We start from the raw sequence: 15,327 nt of genomic DNA on the forward strand, positions 1-15,327 counted from the left end.
CACTTCCCGAGCCACCCGCCCGCCGCTGGATAGCTCACCTGGACATGGATGCCTTCTTTGCCTCCGTGGAACTGCTGAAATATCCGGAATTGCGCGGCGAAGCCGTCGTCATCGGCGGCGGCCGACTGCAGCAACCGATGCTGCAGGAAGACGGCACGCGGCAATTCGCGCGCATGCGCGACTACGTGGGGCGCGGCGTCGTCACCACGTCGACGTATGCGGCGCGCGCGTTCGGCGTGTTTTCCGCCATGGGCATCATGAAGGCGGCGAAACTGGCGCCCGACAGCATCCTGCTGCCCGCCGATTTCGAGGCTTACCGCGAGTATTCGGCCCGCTTCAAGCAAGCCGTGGCCAATCTTGCCCCCATCATCCAGAACGTGGGCATCGATGAAATCTATGTCGACCTGACCGAACATGGCGAGCAGGCGCCGGCCATGGCGGCGCGCCTGAAGGCGGCCGTGTTCGAGGCGACGGGCCTGTCGTGCTCGGTCGGCCTGGCGCCCAACAAATTGTTGGCAAAAATCTGTTCCGACCTGGAAAAACCCGACGGGCTGACCATTTTGTCGCCCGAGGATGTCGAAACCAGGGTCTGGCCCTTGCCGGCAAAAAAGATCAATGGCATCGGCCCGAAGGCCACGGCCAAGCTGGAAGCGCTGGGCATCGTCAGCATCGGCGAGCTGGCGCAAGCCGACATGGCCATGCTGCGCACGCAGTTCGGCGACCTGTACACGGGCTGGCTGCGCCAGGCGGCGCTGGGCATCGACGAGCGGCCCGTCCAGACGAGCCGGGAAACCAAGTCCGTCAGCCGCGAGACGACGTTCGAGCGCGACTTGCAGGTGGTGCGCGACCGCGCCACCCTGTCGGAAAAGCTGGAAAGCCTGTGCACGCGCGTGGCGGGCGACCTCGATAAACAGTCGCTGGCGGGGCGCACGGTGGGCATCAAGCTGCGCTTCGAGGATTTCAGCACCGTCACGCGCGACATCACCTTGCCCAGCGCCACGGCGGACGCCGCCGCCATCCTGCGCGCCAGCCGCGATTGCCTGCGGCGCGTGCCATTTGACAAGAAAATCCGCCTGTTGGGCGTGCGCATCTCGACCTTGTCCGATCCGGCCGTTGTCACGCGGCAGGCGCCAGCCCAGGCGGAGCTGTTTCCCAGGCTCTAGCGGCGTTTCCTACAAGATACATACCGCGCCAGACCGCGCTTTTGACGGCATTTTCACGTCGAAAGTGTAGAATGGCGTTCCCCTGGCACTACTGAAACAAACGGAAGACAAAAACTATGTGGTTCAAGAATCTTCAGATTTACCGCCTGCCCGCACCATGGGCTTATACGCCAGAACAACTGGAAGAGGCCTTGTCCTCGAACAAATTTACGCCGGCGACCAGCATGGATCTGATGCGCCAGGGCTGGGATACGCCACGCCCGAACGGTGGCCTGGTCCACGTGGTCAACAAGCAAATGTTGATCCTGCTGGGCACGGAAAAGAAACTCTTGCCAGCGACCGTCATCAACCAGGTGGCCAAGGCTCGCGCCGCCGAGATGGAAGAAGCGCAAGGCTTTGCGCCCGGTAAAAAGGCCATGAAGGAATTGAAGGAGCGCGTGGCCGACGAGTTGCTGCCGCGCGCCTTCAGCATTCGCAGCAACGTCTGGACGTGGATCGACCCCGTCAATGGCTGGCTGGTGGTCGATGCGGCCAGCCCGGCGAAAGCCGATGAAGTCATCAAGCTGCTGCTCAAAGCCGTCGACAAACTGCCGCTGGAAAGCCTGCGCGTGCAGCGCTCGCCCGTGGCGGTGATGACGGAATGGCTGCAGGCCGACGACGCGCCTGCCGGCTTCACGGTCGACATGGACACGGAATTGCGCGCCACGGGCGAAAGCAAGGCCACCGTGCGCTACGTGCGCCACACCTTGGAAGCGGACGACGTGCGCCGCCACATCGCGGCCGGCAAGCAGTGCACGCGCCTGGCCATGACGTGGAATGACAAGATCTCGTTCGTGCTGACGGAGTCGCTGGCCATCAAGAGTGTCAAGCCGCTGGACGTGATCAAGGAAACGGAATCGAGCACGAAGAACGACGACGAGCGTTTCGACGGCGACGTGATGCTGATGACGGGCGAGCTCTCCAAGCTGATGGCCGACGTGGTCGAAGCTTTGGGTGGTGAAGCAACTGCATAAAAGCAGCTGTGCAGGTACGAAAAAGGAGCTGCGGCTCCTTTTTTTTTCGCCTGTGCTTTTAGCCCTGTCCCGGCATCGGCTTACAAGGGCTGGAACACGCCGGCGGCGCGGTTCTTTTGCACATTGTCCCAGGCGAAGATCTGGCCATTCATGGCCACGTACACGCCCGCTGGCAAGGTTTGCGCCACGCCGCAGGCAAAGCCCAGGTTGAACAGGGCATCGGAGTTGTCGATTTCGTAGGGAATCATGGCGCCCGTCAAAATCACCGTTTGCTGCAGGTTCGCCGCGCCCAGCACTTGCGCCGTCTCGCGCATGGTGTCGGTGCCGTGGATGATGACGATGGCTTTCTCCTGTGCCGCGCGGCACGAGGCCAGCACGCGCTGGCGGTCCGCATCCTGCATGTCGAGTGAATCGAGCAGAGGCAGTTGCTCCAGGGCCACGGGTGCCGTCATGCGCGCGCGGGCAATCGCTGCCGGCAAATGACTGTCGGAAAAGCCCAGGGTACCGTTCAATTCGTTGTAGTGTTTGTCGAAAGTGCCGCCGGTGGCGAGTATGCGCAAAGTCATGATGTGGTCACGATGTCAGTGGAGAATGACGCGCATGATAGCGTGGATTGTGTGCCTTGCGTGAATGGCGAGCCCGCTGCGGGCCGTTGCAGATCGCATCTGGAAAATTTGGCCATCTGTGAGTACACTGGTTTCTTTGTTTGCTGCCATCCCGACTCCGTATGAAAGCGCTCGCTCCCGGCACCGTCATTTTTCACCGCCACCGCGGCTATGGCGTCATCACGTCCGTCAATCTGCTGACGGGCTGGATCGCCGCCCGTTTCGGCAGCGAAGCGCGCACCCTGGACCTGAACCTGTCGACCGACGATGTGCAGTTTGCCGATGGCGAAGCGATCCTGTTTCGCCGCGCGCCGCCCGACCGCATGCCGCATGCGCGCCTGATGACCATGGTGCGCGAGCTGCACCAGGCCGGTTATCAAAAACTGTATCTGTATTCCTGGCCCAAGCCGTCCGGACTGCACTGGCGCTGGCATTTGTTTACGGGGCCGCGCGACTGGATGCAACGGCCCTGGCGCGAAGGCTGGTACGGTTCGGGCGCCGATTACAACGTCAACCCCGTGATGGGCTGGGGCGATACGCCCGGTGCCACCACCGGCGAGCTGATCGATGCCCTGGCGCGTTTCGATCCGCAGGGCCTGGCGCAGGCGCTGGGGCGCGACGACGACCATAGCGCGTGGTTTGGCCGCGTCTGCGACGCCTTGTTGCCCACCTACATGTACAGCCTGGACATGCAGCGTACCCCGGGCGAGCCCTTGCAGGACATGCCGCCCGTGCCGGTCGTGGCCGTGCGCACCGGCGTGGCGCCGTACCGTGGACCGGACATCGCCTGGCCACCCGGCTGGGCCGGCCTGTGGCGCGGCCGGCACGCGCTGCCCGCGCCCGCCATCCGCATCACGGGCGAGCCTGACCTGCTCAAGGGGTTTCAGCGCTCCTGAGCGGTTTGCCGCGCGTGCTGCAACACCTCGGGATTGAGCAGGCGCGTGCATTCATGCTGCGCAAAATCGACGATGTTTTGCAAGGCGTAGCGAAAATACAGCTCATAGCTGTCACGCTCGACGTAGCCCAGGTGTGGCGTGGCCAGCACGTTCGGCAGCAGCAGCAATGGCGCGCCGGGCGGCAATGGTTCATCCGTAAACACGTCCAGCGCGGCGGCGCCCGGACGTCCCATCTGCAGCGCCGCTTCCAGCGCGCCCTCGGCGACCAGTTCGGCGCGGCTGGTGTTGACGAAAAGCGCGTCTGGTTTCATGCGCGCCAGGTCTTCGCTTGTGACCAGGCCGCGTGTCGTTTCGGACAGGCGCAGGTGCAGGCTCAAGACGTCGGCCTGTTCAAAGAACGCTGCGCGTGAAACCGCCGCCGTATCGCCGGCCGCCACGGCCGCCGCGCGGCTCGCTTCGCTGCCCCACACGAGGATGGTCATGCCGAAGGCGCGGCCATAGCCGGCGATCAATTGACCGATCTTGCCGTAGCCCCAGATCGCCAGGGTGCGCCCTTTCAATACCGTCCCCAGCGTATTGCGCTTTGCTTCCAGCGACGAGGTCTGCCACAGCCCTTCCTGTAAATGTTGCGCGTACGGCACGATCTTGCGCTGCGCCGCCATGATCAGCGCCCACGTCAGTTCGGCCGGCGCCGTGGGCGAGCCGATGCCTTCCGCGATGGCGATGCCCAGTTCCGTGGCGGCCGCCACATCGATGTGGCCGCTGACCTTGCCCGTCTGCGAAATCAGTTTCAGGTTCGGCAGTTTCGACAGCAAGGCGCGGTTGAAACTGCTGCGTTCGCGGATCAGCACCAGCGCGTCGAATGGCGCCAGGCGGATCGCCAGCTGACCCAGTCCCCGCGCCGTATTGCTGAACACTTTGACCTCGTGGCCATCGAGCAATTTGAAACAATCGAGGCTGCGCACGGCATCCTGATAATCATCGAGTATGGCAATTTTCATGGTAGATGGCCGATTTTAGTAAGAATTTGGTAGGGAAATAACAGGATACGGGAAATGCTGAATAGCCTACTACATTAGTCAAGCTATTCTCCTACATTTTTGCGAGAATAGCTGTTTTGCGGGTGTACAATCGCCGGCACTTTTGAAGCTTCCTGATTATAGTTATAGCGCAAACTGTTCCCGCAGCCTGGGTGCATGATCCAGGTAAACGACACCAGAGCCCTGCCCGCGTGAAGACGCCGCCCGCAGTGAGCCGCAGCCACCTCTCAACGATGCTGCCAGTCTTGCCGGAATGACCAGAATTTCTTTTATTGGTATTGGAGGTAATATGAATCAGCCCGTCATGGGTGGCGTCGCCGCACTCAACGTCCCAGCTTATATTAAACAACAGAAACTGATCAACTGGGTGGCCGACATTGCCGCGCTGACCAAGCCGGAGCGTATTTACTGGTGCGATGGTTCGCAGGAAGAGTACGAGCGCCTGTGTGCCGAGATGGTTGCCAGCGGCACCATGAAAAAACTGAATGCCGACAAGCGCCCGAATTCCTACCTGGCCTGCTCGGACCCGAGCGACGTGGCCCGCGTCGAAGACCGCACGTATATCTGCTCGGCAACAAAAGAAGCGGCCGGCCCGACGAATAACTGGACCGAGCCTGGCGAAATGCGCCACACCCTGAACGGCCTGTTCGATGGCTGCATGCGCGGCCGCACCATGTACGTCGTGCCATTCTCGATGGGCCCGCTGGGCTCGCCGATCGCGCACATCGGCGTGGAACTGTCCGATTCGCCGTATGTCGCCGTCAACATGAAGGTCATGACCCGCATGGGCCGCGCCGTGTACGACGTGCTGGGTACCGATGGTGCATTCGTGCCGTGCGTGCACAGCGTGGGCGCACCGCTGGCTGCCGGTCAGCAAGACGTGAAATGGCCGTGCAACAGCACCAAGTACATCGTGCATTTCCCGGAAACGCGCGAAATCTGGTCTTTCGGCTCCGGCTACGGCGGCAACGCCTTGCTGGGCAAGAAATGCTTCGCCCTGCGCATCGCCTCGAACATGGGCTACCAGGCAGCGCAGGCGTCCGACAACAACCCGGGCTGGCTGGCCGAACACATGCTGATCCTCGGTGTGGAATCGCCGGAAGGCAAGAAGCATTACGTCGCGGCAGCGTTCCCATCGGCTTGCGGCAAGACCAACTTCGCCATGCTGATCCCGCCGGCAAGTTTTAATGGCTGGAAAGTGACCACCATCGGCGACGATATCGCCTGGATCAAGCCCGGTGCCGACGGCCGTTTGTACGCCATCAACCCGGAAGCCGGTTATTTTGGCGTTGCGCCGGGCACCAACGAAAAAACCAATTACAACTGCATGGCGTCCATGCGCGACAACACGATTTTCACCAACGTGGCGCTGACGGACGACGGCGACGTCTGGTGGGAAGGCTTGACGAAAGAAGCGCCAAGCCACCTGATCGACTGGCAGGGCAAGGACTGGACGCCGGCGTCCGGCACCAAGGCGGCGCACCCGAACGCGCGCTTCACTGTTGCTGCCACGCAAAACCCCGTGATCGACGCGGCCTGGGACGATCCGGCCGGCGTGCCGATCTCGGCCTTCATTTTCGGTGGCCGCCGCTCCACCACCGTGCCGCTGGTGACCGAAGCGCGCAACTGGGTCGAAGGCGTCTACATGGCCGCCACCATGGGGTCCGAAACGACGGCCGCGGCCGTTGGCCAGATGGGCGTCGTGCGCCGCGATCCATTTGCCATGTTGCCGTTTATCGGCTATAACATGAGCGATTACTTCCAGCACTGGCTGGACATGGGCGTCAAGGTGGGCAAGGTCAACCCGGCCGCCCTGCCGAAGATCTATTGCGTCAACTGGTTCCGCACGGACGAGGCAGGCAAGTTCGTCTGGCCTGGCTTTGGCGACAATATGCGCGTGCTGAAGTGGATGCTGGAGCGTATCGAAGGCACGGCGGGCGGCGTGGAAAACCTGTTCGGCACGACGCCGCAGTATGGCGACCTGAACTGGGATGGCTTGCCATTCACGCAGCAACAGTTCGACACCATCACGTCGATCGACAAGGCGGCGTGGCGGGAAGAATTGAAATTGCATACGGAGCTGTTTGAAAAACTCGCGTATCATCTGCCGCAAGAATTGGCAGATCACAAGGCTGCGCTGGAAAAGCGGCTGAGTGCATAAAGTTTAGTAGTGGGGGAGAAACACGCTGGCAAAGACTGGCGTGCGATAAATGACACGCCGGCAATGACTGGGGTGCTAGCAAAAAGAGAAACGGCGCGGATTGCATGAGCAATCCGCGCCGTTTTTTATGGCGCTGCCGTCGTTATTGCTTGAGCAGCGGCCCCAGGTATTTCCCCGTCACGCTGGCCGGGTTCAGCGCCACGTCTTCCGGCGTGCCCGTGGCGATGATCTGCCCGCCGCCGGCGCCGCCTTCGGGGCCCAGGTCGACCAGCCAGTCGGCCGTCTTGATGACGTCCAGGTTGTGCTCGATGATGACGAGGGTGTTGCCCTGGTCGCGCAGGCGGTGTATGACTTTCAGCAACAAATCGATGTCGTGGAAGTGCAAGCCCGTCGTCGGTTCATCGAGGATGTACAGGGTGCGGCCCGTGTCGCGCTTGGACAGTTCCAGCGACAGTTTGACGCGCTGCGCTTCGCCGCCGGACAAGGTGGTGGCGCTCTGGCCCAGCTTGATGTAGCCGAGGCCCACGTCGAGCAGGGTTTGCAGCTTGCGCGCGATCAAGGGCACGGGCTTGAAGAATTCATGCGCCTCTTCCACCGTCATGCCCAGCACTTCCGTGATGCTCTTGCCCTTGTAGTGCACTTCCAGCGTTTCGCGGTTGTAGCGCTTGCCGTGGCACACGTCGCACGGCACGTAGACGTCGGGCAGGAAGTGCATCTCGACCTTGATCACGCCATCGCCCTGGCACGCTTCGCAGCGGCCGCCCTTCACGTTGAACGAGAAGCGGCCCGCGCTGTAGCCGCGTTCCTTGGCCGTCGGCACGGTGGCGAACAGATCGCGGATCGGTGTAAACAAGCCCGTGTAGGTGGCGGGGTTCGAGCGCGGCGTGCGGCCGATCGGTGCCTGGTCGACGGAAATGACCTTGTCGAAGTGTTCCAGGCCGCTGATCGATTCGTGCGGCGCCGGTTCCGTCTGCGAACCATATAAATGGCGCGACAGGGCCGGGTACAGGGTATCGTTGACCAGCGACGATTTGCCCGAGCCGGATACGCCCGTCACGCACGTCATCAGGCCCACCGGCAAGCTCAGCGACACCTTCTTCAGGTTGTTGCCCGTCGCGCCAGTAATCACCAACTGCTTTTCCGGATTGCTGACATGGCGCTTGGCCGGCACGGCGATTTTCAGCTTGCCGTTCAGGTATTGCGCCGTCAGCGACTTCTTGTTCTTGAGAATATCTTGCAGGGTGCCTTCGGCGATGATTTCGCCGCCGTGCACGCCAGCGCCGATGCCCATGTCGACGATGTAGTCGGCCGTGCGGATGGCGTCTTCATCGTGCTCGACCACCAGCACGCTGTTGCCGATGTCGCGCAAGTGTTTCAGCGTTTCGATCAGGCGGTCATTATCGCGCTGATGCAAGCCGATCGACGGTTCATCGAGCACATACATGACGCCCGTCAAACCGGAGCCGATTTGCGATGCCAGGCGGATGCGCTGTGCTTCGCCGCCCGACAGCGTGTCGGCGCTGCGGTCCAAGGACAGGTAATCGAGGCCCACGTTGTTGAGGAATTTCAGGCGCGAAATGATTTCCTTCACGACCCTGTCGGCGATTTCCTTCTTGGCGCCCGTCAGTTTCAGCTTTTCAAAAAATTCCAGCGTCTCGCGCAGCGGTTTGCCCGCCACTTCATAGATGGCGCGCTGCTGCTTGCCCGTGCCGACCTTGACGAAGCGCGCTTCCACGCGCAGGCGCGCGCCATCGCATGAGGGGCAGCATTTTTCATTGATGAACTTGGCCAGTTCTTCCTTGACGGCCATCGAGTCCGTCTCGCGGTAGCGGCGCTGCAGATTGTTGACCACGCCTTCGAACGTGTGTTCCTTGATGACGGTGCGGCCCCGCTCGTTGACATAGGTAAACGGAATCACTTGCTTGCCGGAACCGTACAACACAGCTTGCTGGGCATTCAGTGCCAGCTGCTCGAACGGCATGTCCAGGTCGAATTCGTAAAACGCGGCCAGGTTCGACAGCATCTGGAAGTAAAACTGGTTGCGGCGGTCCCAGCCCTTGACGGCGCCCGACGCCAGCGACAGGTTCGGGAACGCGACGATGCGTTTCGGGTCAAAGAATTCAATGTGTCCCAGGCCGTCGCATTCCGGGCAGGCGCCCATCGGGTTGTTGAACGAAAACAAACGCGGTTCCAGTTCCTGCAGGGAATAGCCGCACACATTGCAGGCGAATTTATTCGAATACACGTGTTCCTGGGCGGTATCCATTTCGTAGGCAATGGCGCGGCCATCGGCCAGGCGCAGGGCCGTTTCGAAACTTTCCGCCAGGCGCTGCTTGATTTCCTGGTTCACCTTGACCCGGTCGATGACGACGTCGATCGTATGTTTTTCCGTCTTCTTTAATTTCGGCAGGTCATCGACTTCATAGATCTTGGACGCATGCGTGCCGCTCTGTACGCGAAAGCGCACGAAGCCCTGCGCCTGCATCTGCTCGAACAGGTCGACGTGTTCGCCCTTGCGGTTGGCGACGACGGGCGCGAGTATCATCAGCTTGGTGTCTTCCGGCATGGCCAGCACGGCATCGACCATTTGCGACACGGACTGGGCGGCCAGCGCGTTTTCCGGGTGGTCGGGGCAGTACGGCGTGCCCACGCGTGCGTACAGCAGGCGCAGATAATCGTGGATTTCCGTCACGGTGCCCACCGTCGAGCGCGGGTTATGCGATGTTGCCTTCTGTTCGATGGAGATGGCCGGCGATAAGCCCTCGATCAGGTCGACGTCCGGCTTTTCCATCAGCTGCAAAAACTGGCGCGCGTAGGCCGACAGCGACTCGACATAGCGGCGCTGGCCTTCCGCGTACAGGGTGTCGAAGGCCAGCGACGACTTGCCGGAGCCGGACAGGCCGGTAATCACGATCAGCTTATTGCGCGGCAAATCGAGATTGATATTCTTGAGGTTATGCGTGCGAGCGCCGCGAATGCGGATCTGTTCCATGTGATTGCCTTGCTTTCAGTGAGTGGTGCGGCCGGCGCATTGTGCCTGGGTGCGGATGAGGAGCCACAACGGGTCAACCTGTAACTATAGCCGGGTTTTGCTCTGCATGCCTGAGGCGTTCATGGGCGGATTGCGCCGCTAGGCGAACGTGCCCCGACAAAGTTTGATACAGATGCGTGCAGACGTTTAAACACTGTATATAATACCAGTATTCAAGTTTCTTGTTTTCACCTGCCGTGAAAAAAACGTGCTGCCGCACGGGAGAGGGCGTCCGCCAGAAAGCGTGTGCTTTGCGCCGCGTGGTCGCTTATAATCCTCGTTTAGCACACTAAACTAACGCGCGGGACACCGGCTCCCGCTGCAGTTCATCAGGAGTTATTCATGGCATCAGTCAACAAAGTCATCATCGTCGGCAATCTGGGCCGTGACCCGGAAATCCGCTACATGCCTAGCGGCGACGCGATCGCCAACATCGCCGTGGCCACTTCGTACAAATCGAAGGACCGCAATACGGGCGAACAAAAAGAATTGACAGAGTGGCACCGTATCTCGTTCTTCGGCCGCCTGGCGGAAATCGTCGGCCAATACCTGAAAAAAGGCTCGTCCGTCTACGTCGAAGGCCGTCTGCAAACCCGTAAATACACGGACAAGGACGGCGTCGAGAAGTACGCAACCGACATCATCGCGGAACAGATGCAAATGCTGGGCGGTCGCTCCGGCATGGGCGGCGACGCCGGCGGTGGCGATGACAGCTACGGCGGTGGTGGCGGTGGCGGCGGCTACGACGCCCCGGCCCCGCGCCAGGCGCCAGCCCCGCGTCCAGCTCCGGCCCCGGCACCACGCCCGGCACCGAAGCCAGCACCGAACTTCTCGGATATGGATGACGATATTCCGTTCTAAGACGCAATACGGCTCATCTGTAAACAACGCCTCGCGAATCTTTGATTTGCGAGGCGTTTTTATTGGATGTTTGGGTCTCTTTTCGGTGCTACCGGCCTTCAGTTCAAGCGGATAACCGCTCTCTTCCTTGATCTATGTTGGTGATCGCCATCATGGCCCCCCCTATAATTTAAGGACTGCTCTCAGCACGCCATCTGCAATGCCACACCAGAATAGGGAGACCATGGTGGCTATTTCGACCAAAGCGCCCCTGGTTGTCGATCTTGACGGCACGCTGACGCCAACCGATACCCTGCTTGAATCGGTCGTCAAGGTGGTGAAGCAATCTCCGCTCAATTTGCTCCGCATGCCGTTCTGGCTCATGCGAGGGCGGGCAGGCTTCAAGGAAGCCATTGCGGCGCGTGCCAGCATCTCGGGCGAAGGCCTCCCTTACCGTGCGTCCCTGCTGGATTACCTGCGCGAGGAAAAGCGGAAGGGCCGCATGATTGTCCTGGCGACGGCGGCCCACCATTCGATTGCCTGCAACGTGGCCAGGCACCTGGGCCTGTTTGACAAGGTGCTGGCGACGCAAGCCGGTCACAACCTCAAGGGCAGGGCCAAGCTGCAAGCCATTCAGGAGCAGGTAGGGCCATGCTTTGTGTATGCTGGCGACAGCAAGGCAGATGTCCCCATCTGGCAAGCCGCCAAGGCGGCGGTGCTGGTCGATGTCGCCTGGCGTACGGGCCAGACCGTCCGACGGCATGTCCCGATCGAACGCGAGTTTCCGGGTGAGCGCGGCGGGCCTGGCGTGTGGATGAAAGCCCTGCGTGTCCACCAGTGGTTAAAGAATCTGTTGCTGTTCGTCCCCCTGCTGACGGCATTCTCCTTCCTCGACCTGGGCAAGATGCTCACCATGGCCGTGGCCTTCATGGCTTTCTCCCTGGCGGCCTCCGCCACCTACATGGTCAACGACCTGTGGGACCTGGAAAGCGACAGGGCACACCCCCGCAAGCGGCTGCGCCCTTTTGCCAGTGCCCGCCTGTCGATTCTGAAGGGCCTGGTCGTGGCGGCGGCGGCGTTGCTCCTGGCCCTCGTTCTGGCCTTCTCGGTGTCCCATGCCTTCCTCCTGATGCTCCTGCTTTACCTCGTGCTGACCAGCGCGTATAGCTGGGTGCTCAAGGAATACGTGCTGATTGACGTGCTCATGCTATCCCTGTTGTATACCTTGCGCATCCTGGCAGGTTCGGTTGCCATTGGTACCGCCACCAGTTCCTGGTTGTTGGCTTTCTCGGTCTTCATGTTCCTCAGCCTCGCCCTGGTGAAGCGCTGTGCGGAGCTGCTCACCCTGGAAGAGAATGGCAAGGCAGCCACGCGTGGACGGGATTACCGGGTGACCGACCTGGCGGTGTTGTGGCCTCTGGGGGGCGGGGCGGCCCTCTCTGCCGTGGTGGTGTTCGGGCTGTTCATCAATGCGCCGGAAACGCAGGGGCGTTATGGCACCCCGCAGATGCTGTGGCTAGTCGCCCTGGGATTGATTTACTGGCTTGCGCGCCTGTGGGTGAAAACATCGCGGGGTGAAATGCACGATGACCCGGTGATTTACGCCCTCAAGGACCACGCTAGCCGCATGACCGTCTGCGCCATGGTGGCCATCATGCTGGGAGCGCATTTCCTCGTATTGGGTAGCTACCCATGAAAACGCTCTGCATTGCCATCCTGAGCATTGCGCTATCCCTCATGGCGCAGTTCTCATTGAAGACCGGCATGTCCGGTGCCGGGGTGAAGGCAATGATGGCAGAGCCCAAGTCCGTCATGACCCTCATTAATATCCTCACGGACAAGTATGTTCTGGGGGGCTTCCTCCTGTATGGCCTGGGAGCGCTGGCCTGGCTTGGCGTGCTGTCGCAATGGGATGTGAGCAAGGCCTATCCCCTGGTGGGACTGGGATTCGTGCTCACCCTGCCAATCGCTTATCTGCTAGGCGAGCAGATAAGCATGCCCCGTGTGATTGGCGTGGCGCTGATTTGTGCAGGGGTGCTGTTGGTGGGGAGGAGTTGATGAATGACAAATCTGATACCCAACAACAGCAAGATTGGCTGTGGCTGGCAATCATCGCAGGCCTCGGTTTTGCCCTGAGGGTTGCGGCGATGGCCTACTTCCAGCATGTGCCAGAAAGCGATGAACTTGTCTACAGGAGTATGGCGCTCAACTTGCTTGGCGGACACGGAATTGTCGACAGCATGGGCAACCATGCGATGTATAACGCGGGCTATTCCTTGTTTATTCTCGCCCCTGTCTTTTTCCTCTTTGGCGAAGACCTCCTGGCGGTTCGCCTGGTAAACATGTTCCTGGGAGTGGTGGCAATCATCCTGTGCTATCTGCTGGCCAAGGAAGCGGGCGCAGGCAGGTTGGGGCGTCTCATCGCCGCACTCGCCTGGGCGCTATACCTTCCGAACGCCATCTATGGGATGTATCTGGCCAAGTAAAACTTGATGATTCCCCTGATGCTGGGGGTCATGTGGTGCGCACTGAGATTGGCGCGTCAGCCCTCGAATACAGTGGCGATCGGCTGCGGGGCACTCTTGGGTCTGCTGGCATTGACTGGCAATGCTGCCTTGTCATTGCTGGCGGTCCTTGCCTTGGCGTTGCTGCTGTCTCCCGCATCGATGGCTCAGCGGCTAAGCATGGCCATGCTCGCGCTGTCAGTTGCGTTGGTGATGTCTGGCCCATGGCTGCTCAGGAACATGCAAGTGATAGGCGCACCTGTCTTGAACACCAATGGCGGCTTCAATCTGTATTTGGGTAACAACCCGGCTGCGACAGGCATGTTTGTTTCCATCTCGGAGACACCACGTGGCCCTACCTGGGATGCCCTTCGGAAAACGGGAGAAGTCCAGGCCTCCGAGACCTTGAAACAGGAAGCTATTTCTTGGGTGCAGGCCCATCCAACAGCGTTCCTGACGTTGGCCGTGAAGAAAGCGGCTTACTTCTGGACGCCGCCCTTCCATGAGGGCAAAGGAGATCCGTCGCCGGCAGAAAAGCTGGTTCGTCTCTTGTGGGCGCTACAGTTCCTGCTCCTGCTTGCCGCTGCAATTGGGACGCTGCTGATTCCACGGCTCAGAAATCGGCAGGTCGCCCTGCTCTGGCTGGCGCTTGCGTGCTACACCGGCGTTCACATGTTGTTTTACGTGATATTCCGATACCGTGAACCCATCATGCCGGTCCTGGCAGTGATGGCGGGCCTGGTGCTTGAATCACTGGTGGCCGCCCGCCCCCCGGCGGCGAATCGGGCCAGATAAGCTGTCATGCTGCCGGAGACTCAATCGCGCAGCCGCATCTCCAGGCTGTAATTCGCCACCGCATTCCTGCGCGCCGCGTTGCGCATCAAATACACCTGCACCGTGTACTCGCCATCGGCCGGCAGTTTCGCCTGGTAACTGTTGCCGCTGGCCGAGCCGATGAACAGGGCTTCTTCCTGGCCTGGCTGGCGGATATTGAAGTAATTCGATGGCTGATTGGTTTTCAGCTTGACGCTGAGGGTCTGGCCGGCCTTGCCAGTGACCGTGTACTCGGCCGTGGCGTAGCCCTTGATCTTGCCTTTCACGCTGTGCGCGCTCTTGCCTGCCGTCAATTCGACGTTTTCCTTGTGGACAGGATCGGCGCTCCAGGCGGGCGTGGTGAAAACGAGGGCCGCCAGCAGCAGGCTGGCGCGGAGGGACAGTGGACGACGCGGCATATGACATTCCCTTTCAACGTGGATAAAAGCCAGGCGATGGTGATGCCGCCCATCTTACGCCAGGCTTCGCGTTTTGCCTGTACCGCAGTGCCACCTCATGGTGCCGATGGCGCGTCTCTCCATGCCTCAGTTCTGGTAAAACAAAATGCGAATATGGTTATGATGTTTTTGCATAAGGAGAAGAATCGCTTTGTGATTGTTTATTTCACTATTAAAATTATTTTGGCGATTGTTTATGTAATGGTATATTGTTTGCAATGTTTCTATAGATAAATTTTATCAGGAGCTTCATGGCATGTAATTCAGACATGGGATGAATACGCATCTGACCTGAGCATATTTCGGCCGTTGGTACGCAGAAAACGTCTTTTGGCTCAATTGAAGAAAAACCTTGTAATGCATATAGCTGTCGATTCCTCAGGGGCACAATGGTTGGTTTTGGAACGCATATTCGGAAAGAAAAAGGGCTGGCTGCTTGCACCGTTGGCGGATTTTCAAAAAAGAAAATATGTATTTCTCTTGTGCGATGTACTTGCCTTGATTTCCATCCTGCTCGGACTGGCATGGACTTTGTATCCTGGACATATTTTTTTGCAATCTTTTCCAGTGAGCATAGTGCTGTTGCTATTGGCAGGAAAAGGCCTGCGTTTTAAAACGGTCGCCGTACTGCCCGCGGCCAGCCGGGAAAAATTGGATGTCTTTTTAAAATGCCATTTTGGGCTATTGCTCGTCGCCATGCTGTTCTGTCTGGTGCAGGTGGGATGTGCGCTGCGGCAGATTTATTTGCTGGCCTGAAAAAATTTCCCATCCGCCGCAAAAAAAACAGGCCGCGCTATCACCGA

At 60.0% G+C, this 15,327-nt stretch carries 15 protein-coding genes; 11 read left to right on the top strand and 4 right to left on the bottom strand.

Annotated elements, in window-relative coordinates:
• Nucleotides 1-44 precede the first annotated feature (44 nt).
• Together dinB and KY494_RS18875 are read left to right on the top strand one after the other, a co-directional pair.
• Complete coding sequence (gene dinB / locus KY494_RS18870) at nt 45-1,163, top strand: DNA polymerase IV (protein ID WP_219891650.1); 1,119 nt, start codon at nt 45-47, stop codon at nt 1,161-1,163.
• Nucleotides 1,164-1,279: 116 nt separating this feature from the next.
• Nucleotides 1,280-2,176, top strand: a complete 897-nt coding sequence (locus tag KY494_RS18875) for a recombination-associated protein RdgC (RefSeq protein WP_100874868.1) — start codon at nt 1,280-1,282, stop codon at nt 2,174-2,176.
• 80 nt (nt 2,177-2,256) lie between these two features.
• Here KY494_RS18875 and KY494_RS18880 read toward each other — a convergent pair whose 3' ends face one another.
• Nucleotides 2,257-2,742: an asparaginase domain-containing protein gene (locus KY494_RS18880; RefSeq protein WP_034781194.1), complete on the bottom strand. Its 486-nt coding sequence runs from the start codon at nt 2,740-2,742 to the stop codon at nt 2,257-2,259.
• A gap of 161 nt (nt 2,743-2,903) precedes the next feature.
• On the opposite strand from KY494_RS18880, the gene KY494_RS18885 reads away from it, so the two are divergent.
• Nucleotides 2,904-3,677, top strand: a complete 774-nt coding sequence (locus tag KY494_RS18885; protein WP_219887832.1) for an L-asparaginase — start codon at nt 2,904-2,906, stop codon at nt 3,675-3,677.
• On the opposite strand, the gene KY494_RS18890 is transcribed toward KY494_RS18885, so the two are convergent.
• The gene (locus KY494_RS18890) at nt 3,665-4,678 is read right to left on the bottom strand and encodes a D-2-hydroxyacid dehydrogenase family protein (RefSeq protein WP_219135831.1); all 1,014 of its coding nucleotides are present in this window, start codon (nt 4,676-4,678) and stop codon (nt 3,665-3,667) included. The genes KY494_RS18885 and KY494_RS18890 overlap by 13 nt on opposite strands.
• Nucleotides 4,679-5,006: 328 nt before the next feature.
• On the opposite strand from KY494_RS18890, the gene KY494_RS18895 reads away from it, so the two are divergent.
• The gene (locus KY494_RS18895; protein ID WP_219887833.1) at nt 5,007-6,878 is read left to right on the top strand and encodes a phosphoenolpyruvate carboxykinase (GTP); all 1,872 of its coding nucleotides are present in this window, start codon (nt 5,007-5,009) and stop codon (nt 6,876-6,878) included.
• A gap of 142 nt (nt 6,879-7,020) precedes the next feature.
• On the opposite strand, the gene uvrA is transcribed toward KY494_RS18895, so the two are convergent.
• On the bottom strand, nt 7,021-9,870 hold the full coding sequence (gene uvrA, locus KY494_RS18900; protein WP_219135829.1) for an excinuclease ABC subunit UvrA: 2,850 nt from the start codon (nt 9,868-9,870) through the stop codon (nt 7,021-7,023).
• 381 nt (nt 9,871-10,251) lie between these two features.
• Between uvrA and ssb the strand changes: the two genes are divergently transcribed.
• From ssb to KY494_RS29825, 5 genes are all read left to right on the top strand, one after another.
• Nucleotides 10,252-10,770 carry a single-stranded DNA-binding protein gene (gene ssb / locus KY494_RS18905; RefSeq protein WP_071075050.1) on the top strand — a complete coding sequence of 173 codons (519 nt, stop codon included), beginning with the start codon at nt 10,252-10,254 and terminating at the stop codon, nt 10,768-10,770.
• A 223-nt stretch (nt 10,771-10,993) separates the two neighbouring features.
• On the top strand, nt 10,994-12,445 hold the full coding sequence (locus tag KY494_RS18910; protein ID WP_258194324.1) for a UbiA family prenyltransferase: 1,452 nt from the start codon (nt 10,994-10,996) through the stop codon (nt 12,443-12,445).
• The gene (locus KY494_RS18915; protein WP_219887835.1) at nt 12,442-12,807 is read left to right on the top strand and encodes an EamA family transporter; all 366 of its coding nucleotides are present in this window, start codon (nt 12,442-12,444) and stop codon (nt 12,805-12,807) included. Before KY494_RS18910 ends, KY494_RS18915 begins: the two co-directional genes overlap by 4 nt.
• Nucleotides 12,807-13,235: a hypothetical protein gene (locus KY494_RS29820; protein WP_258194325.1), complete on the top strand. Its 429-nt coding sequence runs from the start codon at nt 12,807-12,809 to the stop codon at nt 13,233-13,235. Before KY494_RS18915 ends, KY494_RS29820 begins: the two co-directional genes overlap by 1 nt.
• Before the next feature lie 6 nt (nt 13,236-13,241).
• On the top strand, nt 13,242-14,048 hold the full coding sequence (locus KY494_RS29825; protein WP_258194326.1) for a hypothetical protein: 807 nt from the start codon (nt 13,242-13,244) through the stop codon (nt 14,046-14,048).
• A 20-nt stretch (nt 14,049-14,068) separates the two neighbouring features.
• On the opposite strand, the gene KY494_RS18925 is transcribed toward KY494_RS29825, so the two are convergent.
• A complete protein-coding gene (locus KY494_RS18925; RefSeq protein ID WP_219887836.1) occupies nt 14,069-14,485 on the bottom strand; it encodes a hypothetical protein in 417 nt (138 codons plus the stop codon).
• Between KY494_RS18925 and KY494_RS18930 the strand changes: the two genes are divergently transcribed.
• Complete coding sequence (locus tag KY494_RS18930) at nt 14,486-14,758, top strand: hypothetical protein (protein WP_219887837.1); 273 nt, start codon at nt 14,486-14,488, stop codon at nt 14,756-14,758. It begins immediately after the preceding gene.
• Between the two features lie 96 nt (nt 14,759-14,854).
• Nucleotides 14,855-15,280, top strand: coding sequence for a hypothetical protein (locus tag KY494_RS18935; RefSeq protein ID WP_219887838.1), 426 nt, complete (start codon nt 14,855-14,857; stop codon nt 15,278-15,280).
• Nucleotides 15,281-15,327: the final 47 nt, after the last annotated feature.

Source organism: Janthinobacterium sp. PAMC25594, from assembly GCF_019443505.1.
Lineage (GTDB): Bacteria > Pseudomonadota > Gammaproteobacteria > Burkholderiales > Burkholderiaceae_D > Janthinobacterium.

Bases quoted from the DNA above. Each gene is read 5' to 3' on its own strand.
- dinB (WP_219891650.1), top strand. From the start codon at position 45: ATGGATGCCTTCTTTGCCTCCGTGGAACTGCTGAAATATCCGGAATTG.
- KY494_RS18875 (WP_100874868.1), top strand. From the start codon at position 1,280: ATGTGGTTCAAGAATCTTCAGATTTACCGCCTGCCCGCACCATGGGCT.
- KY494_RS18880 (WP_034781194.1), bottom strand. From the start codon at position 2,742: ATGACTTTGCGCATACTCGCCACCGGCGGCACTTTCGACAAACACTAC.
- KY494_RS18885 (WP_219887832.1), top strand. From the start codon at position 2,904: ATGAAAGCGCTCGCTCCCGGCACCGTCATTTTTCACCGCCACCGCGGC.
- KY494_RS18890 (WP_219135831.1), bottom strand. From the start codon at position 4,678: ATGAAAATTGCCATACTCGATGATTATCAGGATGCCGTGCGCAGCCTC.
- KY494_RS18895 (WP_219887833.1), top strand. From the start codon at position 5,007: ATGAATCAGCCCGTCATGGGTGGCGTCGCCGCACTCAACGTCCCAGCT.
- uvrA (WP_219135829.1), bottom strand. From the start codon at position 9,870: ATGGAACAGATCCGCATTCGCGGCGCTCGCACGCATAACCTCAAGAAT.
- ssb (WP_071075050.1), top strand. From the start codon at position 10,252: ATGGCATCAGTCAACAAAGTCATCATCGTCGGCAATCTGGGCCGTGAC.
- KY494_RS18910 (WP_258194324.1), top strand. From the start codon at position 10,994: ATGGTGGCTATTTCGACCAAAGCGCCCCTGGTTGTCGATCTTGACGGC.
- KY494_RS18915 (WP_219887835.1), top strand. From the start codon at position 12,442: ATGAAAACGCTCTGCATTGCCATCCTGAGCATTGCGCTATCCCTCATG.
- KY494_RS29820 (WP_258194325.1), top strand. From the start codon at position 12,807: ATGAATGACAAATCTGATACCCAACAACAGCAAGATTGGCTGTGGCTG.
- KY494_RS29825 (WP_258194326.1), top strand. From the start codon at position 13,242: ATGATTCCCCTGATGCTGGGGGTCATGTGGTGCGCACTGAGATTGGCG.
- KY494_RS18925 (WP_219887836.1), bottom strand. From the start codon at position 14,485: ATGCCGCGTCGTCCACTGTCCCTCCGCGCCAGCCTGCTGCTGGCGGCC.
- KY494_RS18930 (WP_219887837.1), top strand. From the start codon at position 14,486: ATGACATTCCCTTTCAACGTGGATAAAAGCCAGGCGATGGTGATGCCG.